Origin of the sequence: Rhodopseudomonas telluris, from assembly GCF_042432815.1 — a bacterium.
In the GTDB taxonomy this organism is placed as follows: domain Bacteria; phylum Pseudomonadota; class Alphaproteobacteria; order Rhizobiales; family Xanthobacteraceae; genus Rhodopseudomonas; species Rhodopseudomonas telluris.
The window spans coordinates 42284-60610 of sequence record NZ_JBHLWM010000003.1 but is presented as its reverse complement, the minus strand read 5'-3'; the positions used below and the strand labels follow the sequence as shown (position 1 = coordinate 60610).

General features: G+C 67.6%; 18 protein-coding genes. 7 read left to right on the top strand and 11 right to left on the bottom strand.

Translation table 11 applies throughout. The annotated features are described in order from the left end of the window. The first annotated feature begins 16 nt into the window (after positions 1–16). Together ACFFJ6_RS07105 and ACFFJ6_RS07100 are read left to right on the top strand one after the other, a co-directional pair. Entirely contained in the window at positions 17–1231 is a 1215-nt protein-coding gene (locus ACFFJ6_RS07105; RefSeq protein WP_378385907.1) for a sialidase family protein, read from the top strand. Further along, positions 1228–1722 (top strand): TlpA family protein disulfide reductase, encoded by a 495-nt coding sequence (locus ACFFJ6_RS07100; protein WP_378385905.1) that lies wholly within the window; start codon positions 1228–1230, stop codon positions 1720–1722. The genes ACFFJ6_RS07105 and ACFFJ6_RS07100 overlap by 4 nt, the downstream gene beginning before the upstream one ends. An 18-nt stretch (positions 1723–1740) precedes the next feature. On the opposite strand, the gene ACFFJ6_RS07095 is transcribed toward ACFFJ6_RS07100, so the two are convergent. Then, on the bottom strand, positions 1741–3534 hold the full coding sequence (locus ACFFJ6_RS07095) for a potassium/proton antiporter (protein WP_378385903.1): 1794 nt from the start codon (positions 3532–3534) through the stop codon (positions 1741–1743). A gap of 297 nt (positions 3535–3831) precedes the next feature. On the opposite strand from ACFFJ6_RS07095, the gene ACFFJ6_RS07090 reads away from it, so the two are divergent. Both ACFFJ6_RS07090 and map read left to right on the top strand, forming a co-directional pair. Further along, entirely contained in the window at positions 3832–5145 is a 1314-nt protein-coding gene (locus tag ACFFJ6_RS07090) for a mechanosensitive ion channel family protein (protein WP_378385901.1), read from the top strand. A 98-nt stretch (positions 5146–5243) separates the two neighbouring features. Further along, entirely contained in the window at positions 5244–6068 is an 825-nt protein-coding gene (map, locus tag ACFFJ6_RS07085; RefSeq protein ID WP_378385898.1) for a type I methionyl aminopeptidase, read from the top strand. A 222-nt stretch (positions 6069–6290) separates the two neighbouring features. On the opposite strand, the gene ku is transcribed toward map, so the two are convergent. After that, complete coding sequence (gene ku / locus ACFFJ6_RS07080; protein ID WP_378385896.1) at positions 6291–7295, bottom strand: non-homologous end joining protein Ku; 1005 nt, start codon at positions 7293–7295, stop codon at positions 6291–6293. A gap of 146 nt (positions 7296–7441) precedes the next feature. Here ku and ACFFJ6_RS07075 point away from each other — a divergent pair, with 146 nt between their 5' ends. After that, a complete protein-coding gene (locus ACFFJ6_RS07075) occupies positions 7442–7693 on the top strand; it encodes a hypothetical protein (RefSeq protein ID WP_378385894.1) in 252 nt (83 codons plus the stop codon). A 105-nt stretch (positions 7694–7798) separates the two neighbouring features. After that, complete coding sequence (radC, locus tag ACFFJ6_RS07070; RefSeq protein ID WP_378385892.1) at positions 7799–8518, top strand: RadC family protein; 720 nt, start codon at positions 7799–7801, stop codon at positions 8516–8518. Between the two features lie 129 nt (positions 8519–8647). On the opposite strand, the gene ACFFJ6_RS07065 is transcribed toward radC, so the two are convergent. The 6 genes from ACFFJ6_RS07065 to ACFFJ6_RS07040 form a co-directional block, all read right to left on the bottom strand. Next, complete coding sequence (locus ACFFJ6_RS07065; protein ID WP_378385889.1) at positions 8648–9430, bottom strand: crotonase/enoyl-CoA hydratase family protein; 783 nt, start codon at positions 9428–9430, stop codon at positions 8648–8650. 251 nt (positions 9431–9681) lie between these two features. Beyond that, positions 9682–10599 carry a phosphoribosylaminoimidazolesuccinocarboxamide synthase gene (locus tag ACFFJ6_RS07060; RefSeq protein WP_378385887.1) on the bottom strand — a complete coding sequence of 306 codons (918 nt, stop codon included), beginning with the start codon at positions 10597–10599 and terminating at the stop codon, positions 9682–9684. A gap of 69 nt (positions 10600–10668) precedes the next feature. Continuing rightward, a complete protein-coding gene (locus ACFFJ6_RS07055; RefSeq protein WP_378385885.1) occupies positions 10669–11586 on the bottom strand; it encodes a pirin family protein in 918 nt (305 codons plus the stop codon). A 144-nt stretch (positions 11587–11730) separates the two neighbouring features. Beyond that, the gene (locus ACFFJ6_RS07050; RefSeq protein ID WP_378385883.1) at positions 11731–13152 is read right to left on the bottom strand and encodes a malonyl-CoA decarboxylase; all 1422 of its coding nucleotides are present in this window, start codon (positions 13150–13152) and stop codon (positions 11731–11733) included. A 147-nt stretch (positions 13153–13299) separates the two neighbouring features. Then, positions 13300–13905 (bottom strand): PAS domain-containing protein, encoded by a 606-nt coding sequence (locus tag ACFFJ6_RS07045; protein WP_378385881.1) that lies wholly within the window; start codon positions 13903–13905, stop codon positions 13300–13302. Positions 13906–13994: 89 nt separating this feature from the next. Next, positions 13995–15359, bottom strand: a complete 1365-nt coding sequence (locus ACFFJ6_RS07040) for an MmgE/PrpD family protein (RefSeq protein ID WP_378385879.1) — start codon at positions 15357–15359, stop codon at positions 13995–13997. 162 nt (positions 15360–15521) lie between these two features. Between ACFFJ6_RS07040 and ACFFJ6_RS07035 the strand changes: the two genes are divergently transcribed. Continuing rightward, the gene (locus ACFFJ6_RS07035) at positions 15522–16637 is read left to right on the top strand and encodes an FUSC family protein (RefSeq protein ID WP_378385877.1); all 1116 of its coding nucleotides are present in this window, start codon (positions 15522–15524) and stop codon (positions 16635–16637) included. Positions 16638–16640: 3 nt separating this feature from the next. On the opposite strand, the gene ACFFJ6_RS07030 is transcribed toward ACFFJ6_RS07035, so the two are convergent. The 3 genes from ACFFJ6_RS07030 to ACFFJ6_RS07020 are packed head-to-tail and all read right to left on the bottom strand — an operon-like array spanning position 16641 to position 18169. Next, positions 16641–17153 carry a hypothetical protein gene (locus tag ACFFJ6_RS07030; RefSeq protein WP_378387023.1) on the bottom strand — a complete coding sequence of 171 codons (513 nt, stop codon included), beginning with the start codon at positions 17151–17153 and terminating at the stop codon, positions 16641–16643. Between the two features lie 38 nt (positions 17154–17191). After that, on the bottom strand, positions 17192–17665 hold the full coding sequence (locus ACFFJ6_RS07025; protein WP_378385875.1) for a DUF2867 domain-containing protein: 474 nt from the start codon (positions 17663–17665) through the stop codon (positions 17192–17194). A 42-nt stretch (positions 17666–17707) separates the two neighbouring features. Beyond that, positions 17708–18169 carry a DUF2269 family protein gene (locus ACFFJ6_RS07020; RefSeq protein WP_378387021.1) on the bottom strand — a complete coding sequence of 154 codons (462 nt, stop codon included), beginning with the start codon at positions 18167–18169 and terminating at the stop codon, positions 17708–17710. Positions 18170–18327: the final 158 nt, after the last annotated feature.

Sequence of the window (18327 nt, the reverse complement as noted above, 5' to 3'; positions counted from 1 at the left end):
CGACAAGGAGGCGGTCATGGCCCGTCAAACCATCATCGCGGCGCTCGGTCTGGCGCTCCTTCCGGCCGCGTCCGCCGCGGCGCAGTCCGGTCATCGCCACGCCGCCGAGACGGCCTGCGCGACGACCGAGCTGCGCTGCGCCTCCAAGGTCACGCCGGCGTTCGGGCGCGACGGCACGCTGTGGCTGATCTGGATGGCGGGCGGCCAGGTCTCGGTCGCCCATTCGGCCGATCGCGGCCGCACGCTGTCGTCGCCGGTGACGGTGACGCAGGGGACGCCGAAGCTCGACTGGGGACCGGACGCCCGCCCCAAGATCGCGCTCGATCGCGACGGGCACGTCGCGGTGACGTTCTCGATTTTCCGCGACGACGCCTTCAACGGCGAAGTCTTCACCAGCCGCTCGGCCGATGGCGGCGCCCACTTCGCGCCGCCGCAGCCGATCACGGCCGATCCCGAGAGCCAGCGCTTCGAGGCAATCGGCTTCCGCCCCGACGGACAGTTGTTCGCGGCCTGGCTCGACAAGCGCGACCGCGCGGCGGCGCGCAGCGCAGGCAAAAAGTATGACGGCGCGGCGCTGCTGTTCGCGACGTCGCCCGATGGCGGCGCGAGCTACGCGCCGGCCGCGGTGGCGGCGCCGCACACCTGCGAGTGCTGCCGGCTGGCGCTCGCCTTCGATCCGGCCGGCCACGCCGTGGTGGTGTTTCGCAATATGTTCGACGGCGGCGTCCGCGATCATGCGGTAATCACCTTCGCGGACGACGGCACGCCCGGCCCGCTGCATCGGGTCAGCGCCGACGACTGGCAGATCGCTGCCTGTCCGCATCACGGACCGAGCCTCTCGGTGTCGCCGGGCGGCACGTATCACGTCGTCTGGTACACCGCCGGCAAGGCCCGCAAGGGCTTGTTCTACGCGCAGTCGCGCGACGGCGGGCAGACGTTCTCCGAGCCGATGCGGCTCGGCGACCCGGACCGTGCGCCGGCGCGGCCCTACGTGCTGGCCGGCGCGAACGAGACCGCGATCGTCTGGAAGCAATTCGACGGCGACGCCACCGCGGTGCTGCTCATCACCTCGGCGGACGACGGCCGGACCTGGTCGGCGCCGCGCGTGATCGCCACCACGTCGGACGCCTCGGATCATCCCTTGCTGGTGACGGACGGCCGCGCGATCTATTTGTCCTGGATGACCAAGGCCGACGGCTATCGGCTGCAACCGATCGGGCATGAGCCATGAAACGCGTTCTTCTCGTGGTGCTGCTGCTGGCGGCGAACCTGACGGCGACCCCGGCGTCCGAGAGCGCCGGTCTGAAGCCGTTCGGCCGCGGCAGCTGGAAGACGCTGCTGCAGGCGCATGCCGGACGGCCGACGCTGGTGTATTTCTGGGGCGTGACCTGCGGGCCGTGCAAGGTCGAGCTGCCGCAGCTTGGCGCCTTCATGACGCAGAATCCCGCCGTCGACGTGGTGACCATCGATGCCGATCTGGTGCCGAATGCGGATCAGCCGGCGCTGGCGATGCTGCGCGGCGCCGGGCTGTCGGCCGCCGACAATTGGGTGTTCACCGACGGCTTCGCGGAGCGGCTGCGCTACGAGATCGATCCCGCCTGGCAGGGCGACATCCCTCGTACCCTGCTGATCGCGCCGGACGGCGGCATCGTCACCATCGAGGGCGTCGCCGAACTGGCGACGCTGCAGGAATGGTCCGCCAAGCACGTGCCGGCGAAGTAGCATCCGCAGGCCGGCGGCTTACGTTCCGGACAGCGCCGACCAGACGTTGGAGAGCTTGCGCTGCAGGCGCTGCTTGCGGGTCGGGGGTGGCGCGTCGTCCTCGTCTTCGGGCAGCCGCAGGCCGACCACGTTGACCCGGCCGCCGCCGAGGCTGCGGGCCACCAGCACGATCGAATCCAGCGGCAGCTCGGCGCCGACCGTCGGGGCTCGGTCGAGGTTGATGTCGAAGTAGTCCGCCAGCGTCAGCGCCTCCTCGCCGGCACGGACGCTGACGCCGTAGGCGCCGGCGAGGTCGCCGAGCGAGGTTTCGCCCGGCACCACGAAGTCGCCGAGCAGATGCGGGTCGGGCGCGCTGGACGGCGGCATGTCGACGAAGAAGCGGTCGAGCGCCTCGGCCTTCTCGGGCGGCGCCAGCAGATAGACGTAGTCGCCCGCCGAGACCGGCTCGGCCTCCGCGGGCGTCAGGATGCGCTCGTCGCGGATCACCAGCGTCGGCTTGGACCAGGACGGGATCAGGCCGCGCTTGAGATAGAGGCTCTTGGCGCGGACCGGGTAGCCGACGAGCTGCTGCTCGAGCTGGCCCGGCAGGTCGAGCTCGATGCGGCGCGGGCCGCGATCGGTGCGCGGCAGCGCGACGTGCAGCTTGCGGGCCGCGGGCCCCAGCGTCCAGCCCTGCAGCAGCAGCGAGATGATCACCACCACGAAGGCGACGTCGAAATACAGATAGGCCTTCGGCAGGTTCACCAGCATCGGGATCGAGGCGAGAAAGATCGCCACCGCGCCGCGCAGCCCGACCCAGGCGATGAACAGCCGCTCCCGCCAGTTGAAGCGGAATGGAGCCAGGCACAGGAACACCGCGGCCGGCCGCGCCACCAGCATCAGCGCCAGCGCCACCAGCACGGCGGGACCGACGCTGGCCATCAGCCGCTGCGGCGACACCAGCAGGCCGAGCAGCACGAACATCACGATCTGCGCCAGCCAGGTCGCGGCATCAAGGAAGGCCACCACCGAATTATGCGCTCGGGTCGGCTGATTGCCGATGATCATGCCGGCCAGATACACGGCGAGAAAGCCGGAGGCGTGCAGCATCTGCGAGGTGCCGAACACCACCAGCGCCGCGGTGGCGACGAACGGGGCGTGCAGGCCCTGCGGCAGCGCCACCCGGTTCAGCGCCATCACCACGGCGCGGCCACCGACCACGCCGATCAACGCGCCGAGCGCGGATTCGCGGACGAACTCGACGATCACGTGCAGGGTCGAGCTTTCGCCGCGGCTGATCAGCTCGACCAGCATCAGCGTCAGGAACACCGCGAACGGATCGTTGGTGCCGGATTCGACTTCCAGCGTGGCGCCGACGCGCGGCCGCAGCCGCAGGCCCTGCGAATGCACCAGCAGGAAGACCGCGGCGGCGTCGGTCGAGGCCACCACGGCGCCGGCGAGCAGCGCCTCGGTCCAGTTCAGGTCGAGCGCGTAGAGCGCGACCGGCGCGGTGATCAGCGCCGTCACCAGCACGCCGACCGTGGCGAGACCCATCGACGGCGCCAGCACCGTCTTGATGCTGGAGAACCGCGTCCGCAGTCCGCCGTCGAACAGGATCAGCGCCAGCGCCACCGAGCCGACCAAATAGGTGGTGCTGAGATCATCGAATTTCAGCCCGCCCGGCCCGGACTCGCCGGCCAGCATGCCGAGCAGCAGGAAGACCAGCAGCAGCGGCGCGCCGAACCGCAGCGCCAGCAGGCTCGACAGGATCCCCGCCATCACCAGGATGGCGCCGAGCAGGATGGCGATGCTGACGGTGTCGAGTGAGTCCATGGTCCCTGTGTAGCGGAGCGACTCGCGGCTGTCGTCCCTATCGTCGCAGCAGCGCCGTGCCTCGCGTGGCCCTCACCCCCACCCCTCCCCCGCGAGCGGGGGAGGGGGCTCGCCGTGCGGGGGGAGAGGCTTTTGTTTAAACTTTGCAGAGGCCCCGAGTCGCAGCGGGCTCCCTCTCCCGCTTGCGGGAGAGGGGTGGGGTGAGGGCGCCCCGGGCAGTGAGTTAGCTCCATCTGGCCCAAATCACAGCCGCCCGCTAAGAACACACCCGCCAACAGCGGGAGCACGGCACCGGCGATGATCGATCTGACACAGGCTTACGAGGCGCTGCTGGCGGCGGCGAGCTCGATCGGCGCGGAAGTCACCTCGCCCTGGTTCTACACCCAGCTCGGCATGATCCTGGTGGCGCTCGGCATCGGGCTCGGCGGCGGCGCCCTGATCAAGGCGCGGGTCGACATGACCAAGCTGACGATGGGGTGGCCGGCGCCGCTGCGGATGTTTCTGCGCGTGGTGATCGACAGCGCCTGGACGGCGATCTTCGCCGCGGTGGTGATCGCGATCCGGCTGGTGATGCTGCAGGCGACCTGGCCGAGCCGCAGCTACCTGATCGGCATCTCGGCCAAGCTGGCGCTAGCCTGGCTGGTGATCCGGCTTGTCACCAGCATCCTGCGCAACGCCTTCCTGATCCGGGTGGTGTCGGTGTCGGCCTGGTGCGTCGCGGCGCTCAGCATCATCGGCCAGCTGTTTCCGGTGCTCGACGCGCTGGACTCGGTCTCGATCGAGATCGGCGGTCTGCGGCTGTCGCCGCTGCTGGTGCTGAAGCTGGTCGTGCTGCTGGCGGTGGCGCTGTGGCTCGCCAATATCGGCAGCAACTTCTTCGAGGGCCGGATCAAGCAGACCCGCGACCTGACGCCGTCGATCCAGGTGTTGCTGATCAAGCTGATGCGGATCGGCCTGATGGTGGCGGCGATCGCGCTGGTGATGAGCGCGGTCGGCATCAACCTGCAGGCGCTGGCGGTGTTCTCCGGCGCGGTCGGCGTCGGTATCGGCTTCGGCCTGCAGAAGATCTTCGGCAATTTCATCTCGGGCGTGATCCTGCTGGCCGACAAATCGGTCAAGCCCGGCGACCTCGTCACCATCGGCGAGAATTCCGGCAAGATCAGCGCGATGAACACCCGCTACATCTCGGTCGCCGCCGGCGACGGCCGCGAATTCCTGATCCCCAACGAGGATTTGATCACCCAGAAGGTCGTGAACTGGACCTATACGGACAAGAACACGCTGGTGAAGGTCGCCTTCGCCACCAATTACGAGGCCGATCCGCGGGTCGTCTGCAAGCTGGCGGTGGACGTGGCGGCCGCGGTACCGCGGGCGTCGAAGACCAAGCCGCCCGGCTGCATCCTGACCGAATTCACCGAGACGGGGATGAAATTCGCCCTGACGTTCTGGATCGCCGAGCCCGACGGCATGGATGCGGTCAAGAGCGAGGCGATGCTGGGCCTGTGGGACGCCTTCAAGCGGGAGGGCATTCGAGTTCCCTACCCGGTGCGCGAATTGCGGGTGCGAAACGGCGCGCTGCCGGTGGAAACCATCGTCGAAGTGCCGCAATAAGCGTCTCCGGGCTCACCCGGAGCCGCTTCGGCTTGCGCGGCGCGCGCTGATGACTAGATTGCGACGAACCCTTTGTTTCCCAAAACCAGACCGGCCCTATGAGCTACGTGGACGCCTCCGACGCCGCCCTGCGCAAGACAGGGCAGATCAAACTGCATGGCCCGGCCGGTTTCGCCGGTATGCGCAAGGCCGGGCAAATCGTTGCGCAATGCCTCGACGAACTGGTCGACATCGTCAAACCCGGGGTGCCGACCTCGGTGATCGACGATTTCGTGCGCGATTTCGCCTTCAGCCACGGCGCCTTCCCGGCGACGCTGATGTATCGCGGCTATCGCTATTCGACCTGCACCTCGATCAACCACGTGGTCTGCCACGGCATGCCGGGCGACCGGCCGCTGAAGGAAGGCGACATCGTCAACGTCGACGTCACCATGATCGTCGATGGCTGGTACGGCGATTCCAGCCGGATGTATCCGATCGGCCCAATCGCCCGAAAGGCCGAGCGGCTGATCGACGTCACCTACGAGTCGCTGCTGCGCGGTATCGCGGCGGTCAAGCCCGGCGCCACCACCGGCGACATCGGCCACGCCATCCAGAGCTTCGTCGAGCCGCAGCAGATGAGCGTGGTGCGCGATTTCTGCGGCCACGGCCTCGGCCGGCTGTTCCACGACGAGCCGAACATCATCCACGTCGGCAGCCCCGGCCAGGGCGCGGTGCTGAAGCCCGGCATGTTCTTCACGATCGAGCCGATGATCAATCTCGGCAAACCCTATGTGAAGATCCTGTCCGACGGCTGGACCGCGGTGACGCGAGATCGCTCGCTATCGGCGCAGTTCGAGCATTCGATCGGCGTAACCGAAACCGGCTGCGAGATCTTCACGCTCTCGCCAAAGGGCCTCGACAAGCCGCCGTTCGTGAGCTGACGACCGCTAAAACATCAACTCACTGTCTGGGGCGCCCTCACCCCAGCCCTCTCCCGCAAGCGGGAGAGGGAGCTCGCTGCCGATGGGGAGAGATTGTGCGTTACCTTGAGGCGCACGATCAGCTCAGAGTCCGAGACCATCAATCGCCGTCTCCCCGCGCACGGCGCGCCCCCTCTCCCGCTTGCGGGAGAGGGTTGGGGTGAGGGCGACGCGGGCACTGAACTAACTGGCCTTCCGTGCCTTGCTCCCCGCCGTACTCCGCACCGGCTTCCTGCCCTTCGCCGGCTCTTCCTTGGCCTTCCCGGCGCCGCTGCCGCTGATCGGCAGCAGCATCTCCTTCTGGCCGGGGGCGGTCTTGCGTTTCTTGGTGCGGGCGGGCTTCGGCGTGGAGACAGCTTTCTCGGAAGCATCGGAGGTCGAGGATTTCTTCGCCGACGCAGGTGACGCCTTGTCGCCCTGGCCGAGGCTCTTGCGCAGCGCCTCCATCAGGTCGACGACGTTGTCGCCGCTTGGGCGCGCCTTGGCGGCGATCGGCTGGCCGGCGATCTTCTTGTTGATCAGTTCGGTGAGCGCAGCCTCGTAGTGATCCTCGAACTTGTCCGGCTCGAAGTGGCCGGACTTCTGCTCGACGATATGCTTGGCGAGGTCCAGCATGTCCTTGGTGATCTTCACGTCCTGGATGTCGTCGAAGTAATCGGCGGCGTCGCGCACCTCGTACGGGTAGCGCAGCAGCATGCCCATCAGCCCGTTGTCGCGCGCCTCCAGCGCGATGACGTGCTCGCGGTTGGTCAGCACCACGCGGGCCAGCGCGACGCGATCCATCGACCGGATGGTCTCGCGGATCACCGCATAGGCGTCGTGGCCGACCTTGCCGTCCGGCACGATGTAATAGGGGCGCACCAGATACAGATCGTCGATCTCGGCCTTCGGCACGAACTGATCGATCTCGATGGTGCGGGTGGATTCCAGCGCGAGCGCGTCCAGTTCGTCGCGGGTGATTTCCACGTAGCTGTCCGTGTCGACCTTGTAGCCCTTCATGATGTCGTCGGACGACACCTCCTCGCCGGTCTCGGCATCCACCTTGAGGTATTTGATGCGGTGGCCGGTGCTGCGATTGATCTGGTTGAAGCTGATCTTCTCGGAGTCGGAGGTCGCGGGGAACAGCGCCACCGGGCAGGTCACCAGCGAAAGCCGCAAAAAGCCTTTCCAATTGGCGCGAGGGGCCATTGACGCATACTCCACTGACGCAACACACTGAGCCCGGACCGGCCCGTTTGGAACCGGGACTCAAGCGCAGGGGCTCGGATTCGTTCCCGGCGCTCCCATATTACCGTTCGTCTTGATAGCCATTCGTTAGTGTTCGGAGTACCAGGATGGTCGATCGCAGCCGGAATGCGCCCAAGGACCAGCCGCGCGACCTCGCGGACCGGATGGCGCAGCGCAGCAGGGCCGACGGTTTCGTGCGCGAAACCTTCGTGCTGCCGCGGCCCGATGCCCGGGCCAAAGCGCGGGCGTTTTTCGAGGCCTGGCCCAAGGCGGCCTACATGTCGGGCGTCGAGAGCTGGCGCGAACTGCCGGGTGATACCATCGAGTTCACCATGCGACGATTGCCGACCGCGGACTAAGCGCAACGAGCGTTGGGGCAAACGATCACTTGGCGGTTGCAAAAGCGGCGGCGCACGGCATGGTGAGACGGTGAGGACACGCGCCGGCCATGCCTTCGGACCGCCATGCCAGCAAATCGCGGTGAGCCGCTTCAGCAGCCCGGCTTCGCCGAGGCGCCGCATTATCACGGCCACCGCGAGCGGCTGCGCGAACGGTTTCGCGAGGTCGGCGCCGATGCGCTGTCGGACTACGAACTGCTCGAACTGGTGCTGTTTCGCGCACTGCCGCGCCGCGACGTCAAGCCGCTCGCCAAGGCGCTGATCGCGCGGTTCGGCTCATTCGCCGAGGCGATCCACGCGCCGGATGCGCGGCTGCGTGAAGTCAACGGCCTCGGCGAGGCGGCGATTACCGAGATCAGGTTGATCGCCGCGGCGGCGGCGCGGGTGACCAAAGGGCAGGTCAAGCAGCGCACCGTGCTGTCGTCGTGGTCGACGGTGATCGATTACTGCCGCACCACCATGGCGTTCGCCGACAAGGAGCAATTCCGCGTTCTGTTTCTCGACAAGCGCAATCAGCTGATCGCCGACGAGCTGCAGCAGGTCGGCACTGTCGATCACACGCCGGTGTATCCACGCGAGGTCGTCAAGCGCGCGCTGGAGCTCTCCGCGACGGCGGTGATCCTGGTGCACAACCATCCCTCCGGCGATCCGACGCCGTCGCAGGCCGACATCCAGATGACCAAGCAGATCGCCGCCATCGCCGACCCGCTCGGCGTCGCCGTCCACGACCACATCATCGTCGGCAAGAACGGCCACGCGAGCCTGAAGGGGATGAAGTTGTTTTAACAAGCGCCAGCCCCGTCATTGCGAGCGAAGCGAAGCAATCCAGCGCGGTGCACTGAGCTGGATTGCTTCGTCGCTTCGCTCCTCGCAATGACGGGGAGAGGGCGGATGTCTTAATAACTGAGCAGCCCCTCAGAATGCCCCGTGCCGCCCTTCGCCTTGCGTGAACCGCTCGGCGCCCTGGAGGGTCTCGCCGCTGTCGATGACCTGCAGGCCGCCGCGCATTTCGTTCATGATGGCGTCGTCTTCCGGCATGTCCCATTGCTGCAGCGCCGACAGCCGGTCGGCCCGCATGCAGATCTGCGGAAACGCGGCGATCTCCTTGGCGAGCGTGATGGCATGAAACGCTGCTTCGCCGCGGTGGACCAGGCGGTTGGCGAGCCCGATGCGGTGGGCCTCGATGCCGGAGACGGCCCGGCCGGTCAGGATCAGGTCCATCGCGTGCGAATGGCCGATCAGCCGCGGCAGCCGGATGGTGCCGAGGTCGATCAGCGGCACGCCGAAGCGGCGGCAGAACACGCCGAAGGTGGCGTCGTCGGCGGCGACCCGCATGTCGGCCCACAGCGCCAGTTCGAGCCCGCCGGCGACCGCAAAGCCTTCGATCGCGGCGATCACCGGCTTCGACAGCCGCAGCCGGCTCGGGCCCATCGGGGCGATGCTGCCATGGCCGGCGATGTCCCGCCGGCGCTCGGCGTCGCCCGTTGCGACCGCCTTGAGGTCGGCGCCGGCGCAGAACGTGCCGCCGGTGCCGGTCAGCACCGCGACCGACGAGGTTTCGTCGGCATCGAACGCCAGGAAGGCGTCGTACAGCTTCTTGGCGGTGGCGCCGTCGACCGCGTTGCGGCGCTCCGGCCGGTTGATCGACACGATCGTTACCGGTCCGTCGCGATTGATCAGCACCGTGTCCTTGGTCATGCGGAAACTCCGTCGTCTTGCGAGGTCAGAGGCGGGTGTTGCGGAAGCGGATATCAGCTGCGGCTTGGTCGCCGACGTTGATCATTATCAAAGGTCGTCCCCCCGACGTCATTCCGGGGCGCTCGCGAACCCGGAATCCATACTCCCAGTGCTGATTGTGATGAACTTGCGTTGAACCGCTACACCTTGGCCTCGACGCCAGGGGTATGGATCCCGGGTTCGCGCTCCGCGCGCCCCGGGATGACGGGTGATTACTTCACCACCAGATCGGCGCCGGTCAGCCGGCGATAGGCTTCGAGGTAGCGCTTCGACGTCGCGTCGACCACCTCGGCGGGCAGCTTCGGCGGCGGGGCTTCGCCGTTCCAGCGGCCGGCGCGGCGTTCGGCGTCGAGGTGGTCGCGCAGTGGCTGCTTGTCGAAGGAGGGCTGCGGCCGACCGGGCTGATACGCGTCGGCGGCCCAGAACCGCGACGAATCCGGCGTCATCACCTCGTCGATCAGGATGATGCGGCCATCGGTGTCGCGGCCGAATTCGAACTTGGTGTCGGCGATGATGATGCCGCGCTGGCGGGCGATCTCTTCGCCCAGCGTGTAGATCGCCCGCGTCATGCTTTCGAGCGTGTAGGCGTCTTCCTCGCCGACGATCTCGCGCATCCGCGCGATGGTGATGTTCTCGTCGTGGCCGGTCTCGGCCTTGGTGGCGGGCGAGAAGATCGGCGGCGTCAGCTTGTCGCTTTCCAGAAGGCTTTCGGGCAGCTTTTCGCCGGCCAGCGTGCCGGAGGCGGCGTATTCCTTCCAGGCCGAGCCGGTGATGTAGCCGCGGATCACGCACTCGATCGGAAACACCGTGGTCCGTTTGCAAAGCATGGCGCGACCGGCGATCTCGGCGCGGTGCGGCGCCAGCACCGGTACGGCGTCGACGATCTCGTCGGTCTCGGCGCTGATCATGTGGTGCGGCACCACGCCGCCGAGCTGGCTGAACCAGAAGGCGCTGACCTGGGTGAGCACCGCGCCCTTCATCGGGATGGTCTCGCCCATCACCACGTCGAACGCGCTGATCCGGTCGGTGGTGACGAGCAGCAGCCGCTCGTCGTCGACGGCGTAGATGTCGCGCACCTTGCCGCGGCCGATCTTGGTCAGCGGCAGGTCGCTCGAAAGCATGGTGGTCATGGGCGGTCTTTCACGCAGCAGGCGACCGCCGGCGGCCGGCGGTGCGCAACAATCGGAGGCCGCAGTTTATCACTCCGGCAGCGGAATGAACTCGCTCTCGTTCGGAACGGCGGCGAAACGGCCGGTTTTCCAGTCCTGTTTGGCCTGTTCGATGCGCTCTTTGCTGGACGAGACGAAATTCCACCAGATGTGGCGCGGCCCCTCCAGCGCGTCGCCACCCAGAAACATCATCCGCGTATCGGTCTGCACCCGGACGGTGATGCGGTCGCCGGGACGGAAGATCAGCAGCTGCGGCCCGACATGGCGGTCGCCGGCGATCTCGATCTCACCGTCGACCAGATAAATCGCGCGTTCCTCGTGGTCGGGATCGAGCGGCACCGAGGTCCCGGCGCGGGCATTGACCTCGACATAGAACCACGGCGACACCATCGTCACCGGCGAGCTCTTGCCGAACGCCGAACCGGCGATCACCCGGGCGGTGAAGCCCGAGGTCTCGATGGTCGGCAACGTCGCGGCGGCGAAATGCTGGAACGACGGGGCGATTTCCTCGGAGCCCTTCGGCAGCGCGATCCAGCTCTGCAGGCCGAGCATCGCCTGGCCGTCGCGGCGCTCGACGTCGGGCGTGCGCTCGGAATGCGCGATGCCGCGGCCGGCGGTCATCAGGTTCATCGCGCCGGGTGCGATCTCCTGGATGTTGCCCTCGCTGTCGCGGTGCATGATCTTGCCGTCGAACAGATAGGTGACGGTGGCGAGCCCGATATGCGGATGCGGCCGCACGTCCATGCCCTTGCCGGCGATGAACTGCACCGGCCCGAAATGATCGAAGAAGATGAACGGCCCGACCATCTGCCGCTTGCCGTGCGGCAACGCGCGGCGCACCGCGAAGCCGTCGCCGAGATCGCGGGTGCGCGGCACGATGACGAGATCGAGCGCGTCGCAGGTTTGCGGATCGCCGAGCTCGGGATCGATCGATGGCATCCAGCTCATGATGGTCTCCTCAAACTATCGATCCGTCATTGCGAGGAGCGCAGCGACGAAGCAATCCAGACACCGTGCACTGCGCTTCTGGATTGCTTCGCTTCGCTCGCAATGACGGGGTTAGGTCATTGCTAGGATCATTCGGCCGCGATGCTACGCCGGCGGGGCGATCGCCAGCGGGGCGGAGGCTTTGCCGTTGGTCTTGCGCGGTTCGCTGGTCAGCGGCTTCGACGGCAGTTGTTTGCGCACCGCGGAGGCGGCGGCGATCTGGGCGCGTTCGGCGAAGGCTTCGTGGTTGGCCTCGATCTCGCCGAGCGCATACAGGTAGTTGACCATCAGCCCGTGCGACTGCCGCATGCCGTTGGGCGAGCGGTCGCCGAGGAAGTTGAGAGCTTCGAGTCGCGCGCCGTTGCCGAGATGGAAACGCGCCACCGGATCGAGCGGCAGGCCACGCGGGTTCTTGGCCTGCAGGAAGTACGCGGCCGCGAGCGGCAGCAGCAGCGGCCGGATGTGATCGGCCGCCTCCTGATCGTCGAACCAGTTCGGCGTATCGAGCACGTCGAGCGCCGCGCGCGCGGAGGCGTCAAGCAGCACCGAGTCGGCATCGGCGCGCTCGCGCGCCAGCCATTTGGCGAAGCCCGGCACCGGCGACAGCGTGACGAAGCTCTGTACGTTGGGCAGCTCGCGCTTGATCTCCTCGACCACCTGCTTGATCAGGAAATTGCCGAAAGAGATGCCGGCGAGGCCCTTCTGGGTATTGGAGATCGAGTAGAACACCGCGGTGGTGGCGTCCTTCGGTGCAATCGGCGCGCGATCGAGATCGAGCAGCGGCGCGATCGCGCCGGGACGCTCCAGCGTCAGCGCGACCTCGACGAAGATCAGCGGCTCGTCGACCAGTTGCGGATGGAAGAAGCCATAGCAGCGCCGATCCGGTGGCGCGAGCCGTGCGCGCAGATCGTCCCAGTTGTGAATGGCGTGGACCTGCTCGTAGCGGATGATCTTTTCGAGAATGTTCGCCGGCGTATTCCAGTCGATTCGCTGCAGCACCAGAAAGCCCCGATTGAACCACGAGGTGAACAGATGCACGAAGTCGGCGTCGACATGCTTGAGCTGCGGATGATCGCCGAGATGGCGCAGCACGGCCTCGCGCATCCGCACCAGCGACGTCGTGCCGCCCGGCGCGAGGTTGAGACGGCGGATCAGTTCCTGCCGGCGCGGCTCGGCGGCTTCGAGCAGGCGACCGGCTGCGTCCGGTGACGCACCGCTGACGTGAAATGCTTCGACCGCTTCGGTGAGTTCAGCCAGATCGGGGCCGAACTGTTCGGCGAGCGCGTCGAGAAAGCCGATCTGGTCCTGCTCGTCGGCGTCGTCGTAGCCGGATAGCAGCGTGCTCGCGAGCGCGACGCCGGTGGCTTCGCCGCGGCGGGACAGCAGCGTTTCGCCGAGCGCGATCAGCTCTTCTTTCGTTTTGGGCTGATTGCTATTCGACTTGAACAGGCTGCGGCCGCGCTCGGTGAGGCTGGTGAACAGCCCGCCAAGGAATTCCGACGCGCGATCGACGGTCGCTTGCGGCATTCACTTCTCCCTCTGACTTCGTGATGTGGCGGTGTCGCGACGCCGCCGGCTTCGATCGAAATCATAGAGGCGCCACGCGACCTGTTCCAGACGCGCGACGCCGCAGATGGTTGCGCCACGGCATCGTGATCGCAGCGGCTGCGATCATCAGTTCGCCAGCACTTCCGCGGTCACGTCCTCGACATGATGGAGCAGGCAGATCAGGCGGCCGTCGGCGTCGTGGATCGGCGTGTTGATCGGCTGCCAGTAGCGCTCGACGAACGTTCCGGATGCGTCGCGGACATCGTAGCGTTGAACCTGCATGGCGTGCGGCTGACCCGTCTCCACAACCGAGCTGAGCGACCTGTAGAGATTGCTGACGCCGTCGGCGGTTTCGATCGCCGGGTTGTCCGGGAAGACCTCGAACAGCGGCTTGCCCGAAACCTCGCGGCGATCGGTGAAGGTGGCGCGCGCATAGGCGTCGTTGATATCGATGATCTTCAGCCCGGGGCCCGGATTGATCAGCATGTAGGGATGCGTCGAGGTTTCGAAGCTCGGGCGCAGTTGATGGATCACCGATTCCAGATCGCCGCTGGGCCGCTTCGGCGGCACCGGCGACAGATTGGCGCCGGACATCTGCGAGTTCAGCAAAGCGAGTTCGCGCTTGGCCGACGACAACAGCGTCAGCAACGTACGCCGCAGGGTCGGTTCGCTCGCTTCGTCGAGCAGCCGGCCGAAATGCGCGATGTTCTGTTCGCAAACGAACCGCTGCATGGGCTCACCTCGCCGCACAAGTGTGCCGAGACGAATAGCTACTCTGGATTGAAAGTAAGTCAATACCTCGCAAGGCGTGGGTTGGCGCGTCAGCGCGCCAACCCGGTCACCTCGGAGACCTTGCCGTGACGCTCCAGCGTCAGGATGGCGTCGGCGAATTGCTGCGCGCGGCCGTCCAGCACCGGGCGGGCAAGCTGCAGGAATTTCTGCGCCATCGCCTGGTCGGTCGGGAAGGAATTCGGCTCGCCGGACGGATCGGCGTAAATCCGCTCGTGCACGCCGTCCTCGGTGGTGATCGAGACCCGGGCGCCGAACGGGTGGGTCTTGCCCTCGAGCCGGGAGTCCTGGACCACGTCGAAGCGATCGGCGAGCGCGTCGATCGCCGGGTCGCCGAGCCGGGCGTAGTCGTCCCAGCCGAAGCTGCCCTGGTCGAGCGCCAGCGCGCCGGTGAAGAACATCGAGAACTGGCCGCCGACGATCGACGACGGATGCCGCTTGGTCGCGGCGTCGCCGGTCAGCGTGATGCCGTTGCGATGCAGGCCGACTTCGACGCGCTTGACCTGATCGGGCGTGAGATTGTGCTCGCGGCGCATCGCGATCAGCGCATCGATCGCCGCATGGGTGTAGCGGCAGCTCGGATACGGCTTCACGCCGATCTTCATCGTCTCGTAGACTTGGCCGAGATCCGCCACCGCCTTGTCGTGATGCGGCGTGTCGGTGTAGCCGACCAACAGGCCGTGAATGCCTTCGACCGACTCGCTTGAGCCGAGGAAGTCGTTCTTGGCCAGCGTCGCGGCGATCACGCCGTTCATCGCGGCGGCGCCGACCTGGTAGCGCTTGTTCCAGGCGCCGTTGACCAGGAATTGCAGCGAGCCGGCCGCCTGGCTGCCGGAGACGCCGAACGCCGAGACGATCTGTTCGGCGCTGAGGCCGTACAGCTTGGCGGCTGCCGCGGCGGCGCCGTAGGTGCCGGCGGTCGCGGTGGGGTGGAAGCCGCGGGCGTAATGCGAGGTCGGGTCGAGCGCGTTGCCGAGCCGGCAGCAGACCTCATAGCCGGCGACGATCGCGGTCAGCACGTCGCGGCCCGAGGCGCCGACCAGTTCGCCGACCGCGAAGGCGGCCGGCACCACCGGCGCCGACGGATGCAGCGAGGAGTCGGCGTGGGTGTCGTCGAAATCCAGCGAATGGCCGAACGCGCCGTTGAGCAGCGCCGCCACCGCCGGGGTGCGGCGCTTGGCATCGCCGAACACGGTGGCCTCGCCGTCGGCGTCGAGCGACAGCGCCTGCAGCATCGCCAGCAAAGAGGGGGTGGATTCGGCGTCGCGCCGGGCGCGGATCGCACTGCCGAGGAAATCGAGGGTGAGCACCTTGGCCCGGGCCAGCACGTCCTGCGGAATGTCGTCGAAGCGCAGCGCGGCCACATAGCCGGCGAGCGTGGCGGTTTCGTTGGCCATGGAGGCTCCCTGTTGTTTTGCGCGGCACGTTAGGCGGGCAGGCGATGCGGTTCAAGCCGTGCGGCCGCATCGCGGGGCTGCGCGGCGGCTGCGGCCGCGATTGCGCCGCAGCGGTCGCTATGCTCTGTCAGCCGTCACCATAGAGGCTGCGATTCCCCCTGCATGAAGCCGTTCTGGTCCCGATATCCCGCACATTGGCGCCCGCGCCGGCCGCAATGGGGCCTGGCGCTGCGCGTCACGCTGGCGTCGCTGCTGGCGCTGGCGATCGCCCAGGCGCTGCATCTGCACCTGCCGCTGTGGGCGGTGCTGACCGCCATCATCGTCACCCAGCTCAGCGTCGGCCGCTCGGTGCAGATCGCGTTCGACTATCTGGTCGGCACCATCGGCGGCGCTATCTATGGCGGCGCCATCACTATCCTGCTGCCGCATCACAACGAGTTGGAGCTGCTCGGCGTGCTGGCGCTGGTGGTCGCGCCGCTGGCGCTGCTCTCCGCCGTCAAGCCGAACCTCAACGTCGCCACCGTGACGGCGATCATCGTGCTGCTGGTGCCGACCATGACCAAGGTGGCGCCGCTGGATTCGGCGATCGACCGGGTGCTGGAAGTCGCGGTCGGCGCGCTGACCGGGCTGCTGGTGTCGTTCCTGGTGCTGCCATCGCGGGCGCAGGCGCTGGCGCTCGGCGCGGCCGCGCGGGCGCTCGACCTGATGGCGGTCGCGCTCGGCGAACTGCTCAACGGTCTGACCAAGGGCCTCGACACCGACGCGCTGCACCGGCTGCAGGACGGCATCGGCGAATCGCTGGTGAAGCTGAACCAGATCGGCGGCGAGGCCGAGCACGAGCGTGCCACCGGCCTGTCCGGAGGGCCGGATCTGGCGCCGCTCAACCGCACGCTGCTGCGGCTGCGGCACGATCTGGTGATGGTCGGCCGCGCCGTGACGGGGCCGCTACCGGAGCCGCTGCGGGACCGTCTCGGCCCGTCGCTGGAATCGTTTCGCGCGGCCGCGACGCTGCACCTCGCCGCCAGCGCCGCGGCGCTGCGCGACCGGGAGCCGCCGCCGCCGCTGCGGGCCGTGACGGCCGCGCTCGACGGCTACGCGGCCGAGGTCCAGGCGGTCCGGCAGGACGGGCTGACGCGCGGTCTGTCGGGCGAGCAGATGGAGCGGTTCTTCGCGCTCGGCTTCGCCATGGAGCAGCTCCGCCAGAATTTCGTCGATCTGGAAATGCGGGTGGCGGAGTGGGTCAAGGCGAGCGCGGCCGGGAAAGCCTCGGCGGCCTGATCGTCAGCGCGTGCGCAGCGCTTCGAGGGCGGCTTCGCTGAGCCGCTGCGGATCGTGTTCGCCGCGCGAGGCATCTTCGAGAATGTGGTCGGAGAGAAACTGCAGGACGCTCGACGGCGTCTGCAGCGGCAGCGCCTCCATGCAGCGCTCCAGCGCGTCCGACATCGCCGCCACCACCGCCGGGCTGAAGGCGTGCGAGGCGGTTTCGCCCGATGCTGCGGGCGCGGGCGTCGTCGTCGCCGTCGTCGTCTTCAGCTTGCTGCCGAGCCGGGCTGCTTCCTCCAGCACGCACAGATGGATCAGCGCCGATTGCGCCAGCGTGTCCTCGTCGGTCTCACCGCCGCGCGACAGCGCAACGATGCGCGCCGCCAACCGCTTCCGGTTGTCGTCCGTCTCGACCCGGGAGCCTTCGATGGCGATGAAGCGCTCCCACGCGCTGTCGAAGGCGCGCGCCAAGGCCGCCGTCGTCGCGTCGACCTCAGTCGTGCTGCTGGTCTGTTTGGTTTCGCCGTCCACCTTCGCCAACCGCCGCCGTCCCCTGAAGTTCCGAGCCGTCAGGCCGCGAGCTGCCGCAACATCGCCCGCACCACCATCCGGTGAAACGGCATGATGGTCGCCAGATAGATCCGGCCGAGCCGGTTGTTGGTCCGCACCAGCGTCGAAGCGACGACCCGCCGGCCGGCCGCCTGGTCCTCGACGTCGATCACCACCCGGAAATCGAGATGGCTGTCGTCGAACCCGGCGACGACGCGCTGCGGCGTCTCGCTGCGCACCGGGAAGATGCCGATGCTGTCGCCGCGATCGGGCCGGCCTGGCGCCGGCGTCCTCAGCCCGAACGGCGTGACGATGAGATTGCGCAGCCGCATCAGGACGCCGATCCAGCCGGGGCCATGTTCGATCATCTGGATCGCGGCGCTGCGGGCGTCGAGCGTCCGGCTGCCGATCCCGATCGCATAGGCGTCGACGAAGTCCGCGCCAGGCAGCAGCGCGTCGCGGTCGACGGTCGGCGGGATTTCATGGACGGACATTGGCGTTTCCTCGTCCCGATCGCGAACCGGCGCGGCGGCCGGTCAGATTTTGACCACCATGAAGAAGATCGCCGCCACCAGCGGCACGGTGGCGACGATGCCCCAGACCAGCCAGCGCCGCGCGTCGCGCCAATAGCTGTCGGGGATCGGGCTGCCGTCGGCGAAGCCGCGCGCCGCTCTCGCCTGGCGGATCTGCAGCGGGATCAGCACGCCGAGCCACATCAGGCCCGAGATCGCGAACAGAATCTGCCCGATGACCAGCCAGAACGAGGTGAACAGCGGGATGCCCTTGTAGATCGCGGCGCCGTAGCCGCCGACCATCACCAGCACGATGCCGATGACGGTGAAGATGAAATCCGACACGGTGACGCCGCGCTGGGCGTGAGCGACGATCTTGGGATCGCGCGTCATGTCGGAGAAAGCCTTCCAGAACGCCGTGATGGTGACGTTGCCGACCAGCACCACCACGCCGACGACGTGGAGAAATTTGAAGACGTCGTAGATCTGGTCCGACAACATGCACTCCGGTCCGGGCCTGCCGGTCAGCGCCGCGCAACCGGGAGGAGAGCGTGGCGGCCTTGCTCTGCTCGGGGTTTTCCGGGCGCTTGTCAAATCGACCTTCGTTGCGCGGCAGGATGGCGCGTGTCCGCGCATCCGGCGCG

What these genes read in the sequence shown, in the direction of transcription:
- ACFFJ6_RS07105 (WP_378385907.1), top strand. Translation starts at nt 17, where the DNA reads ATGGCCCGTCAAACCATCATCGCGGCGCTCGGTCTGGCGCTCCTTCCG.
- ACFFJ6_RS07100 (WP_378385905.1), top strand. Translation starts at nt 1,228, where the DNA reads ATGAAACGCGTTCTTCTCGTGGTGCTGCTGCTGGCGGCGAACCTGACG.
- ACFFJ6_RS07095 (WP_378385903.1), bottom strand. Translation starts at nt 3,534, where the DNA reads ATGGACTCACTCGACACCGTCAGCATCGCCATCCTGCTCGGCGCCATC.
- ACFFJ6_RS07090 (WP_378385901.1), top strand. Translation starts at nt 3,832, where the DNA reads ATGATCGATCTGACACAGGCTTACGAGGCGCTGCTGGCGGCGGCGAGC.
- map (WP_378385898.1), top strand. Translation starts at nt 5,244, where the DNA reads ATGAGCTACGTGGACGCCTCCGACGCCGCCCTGCGCAAGACAGGGCAG.
- ku (WP_378385896.1), bottom strand. Translation starts at nt 7,295, where the DNA reads ATGGCCCCTCGCGCCAATTGGAAAGGCTTTTTGCGGCTTTCGCTGGTG.
- ACFFJ6_RS07075 (WP_378385894.1), top strand. Translation starts at nt 7,442, where the DNA reads ATGGTCGATCGCAGCCGGAATGCGCCCAAGGACCAGCCGCGCGACCTC.
- radC (WP_378385892.1), top strand. Translation starts at nt 7,799, where the DNA reads ATGCCAGCAAATCGCGGTGAGCCGCTTCAGCAGCCCGGCTTCGCCGAG.
- ACFFJ6_RS07065 (WP_378385889.1), bottom strand. Translation starts at nt 9,430, where the DNA reads ATGACCAAGGACACGGTGCTGATCAATCGCGACGGACCGGTAACGATC.
- ACFFJ6_RS07060 (WP_378385887.1), bottom strand. Translation starts at nt 10,599, where the DNA reads ATGACCACCATGCTTTCGAGCGACCTGCCGCTGACCAAGATCGGCCGC.
- ACFFJ6_RS07055 (WP_378385885.1), bottom strand. Translation starts at nt 11,586, where the DNA reads ATGAGCTGGATGCCATCGATCGATCCCGAGCTCGGCGATCCGCAAACC.
- ACFFJ6_RS07050 (WP_378385883.1), bottom strand. Translation starts at nt 13,152, where the DNA reads ATGCCGCAAGCGACCGTCGATCGCGCGTCGGAATTCCTTGGCGGGCTG.
- ACFFJ6_RS07045 (WP_378385881.1), bottom strand. Translation starts at nt 13,905, where the DNA reads ATGCAGCGGTTCGTTTGCGAACAGAACATCGCGCATTTCGGCCGGCTG.
- ACFFJ6_RS07040 (WP_378385879.1), bottom strand. Translation starts at nt 15,359, where the DNA reads ATGGCCAACGAAACCGCCACGCTCGCCGGCTATGTGGCCGCGCTGCGC.
- ACFFJ6_RS07035 (WP_378385877.1), top strand. Translation starts at nt 15,522, where the DNA reads ATGAAGCCGTTCTGGTCCCGATATCCCGCACATTGGCGCCCGCGCCGG.
- ACFFJ6_RS07025 (WP_378385875.1), bottom strand. Translation starts at nt 17,665, where the DNA reads ATGTCCGTCCATGAAATCCCGCCGACCGTCGACCGCGACGCGCTGCTG.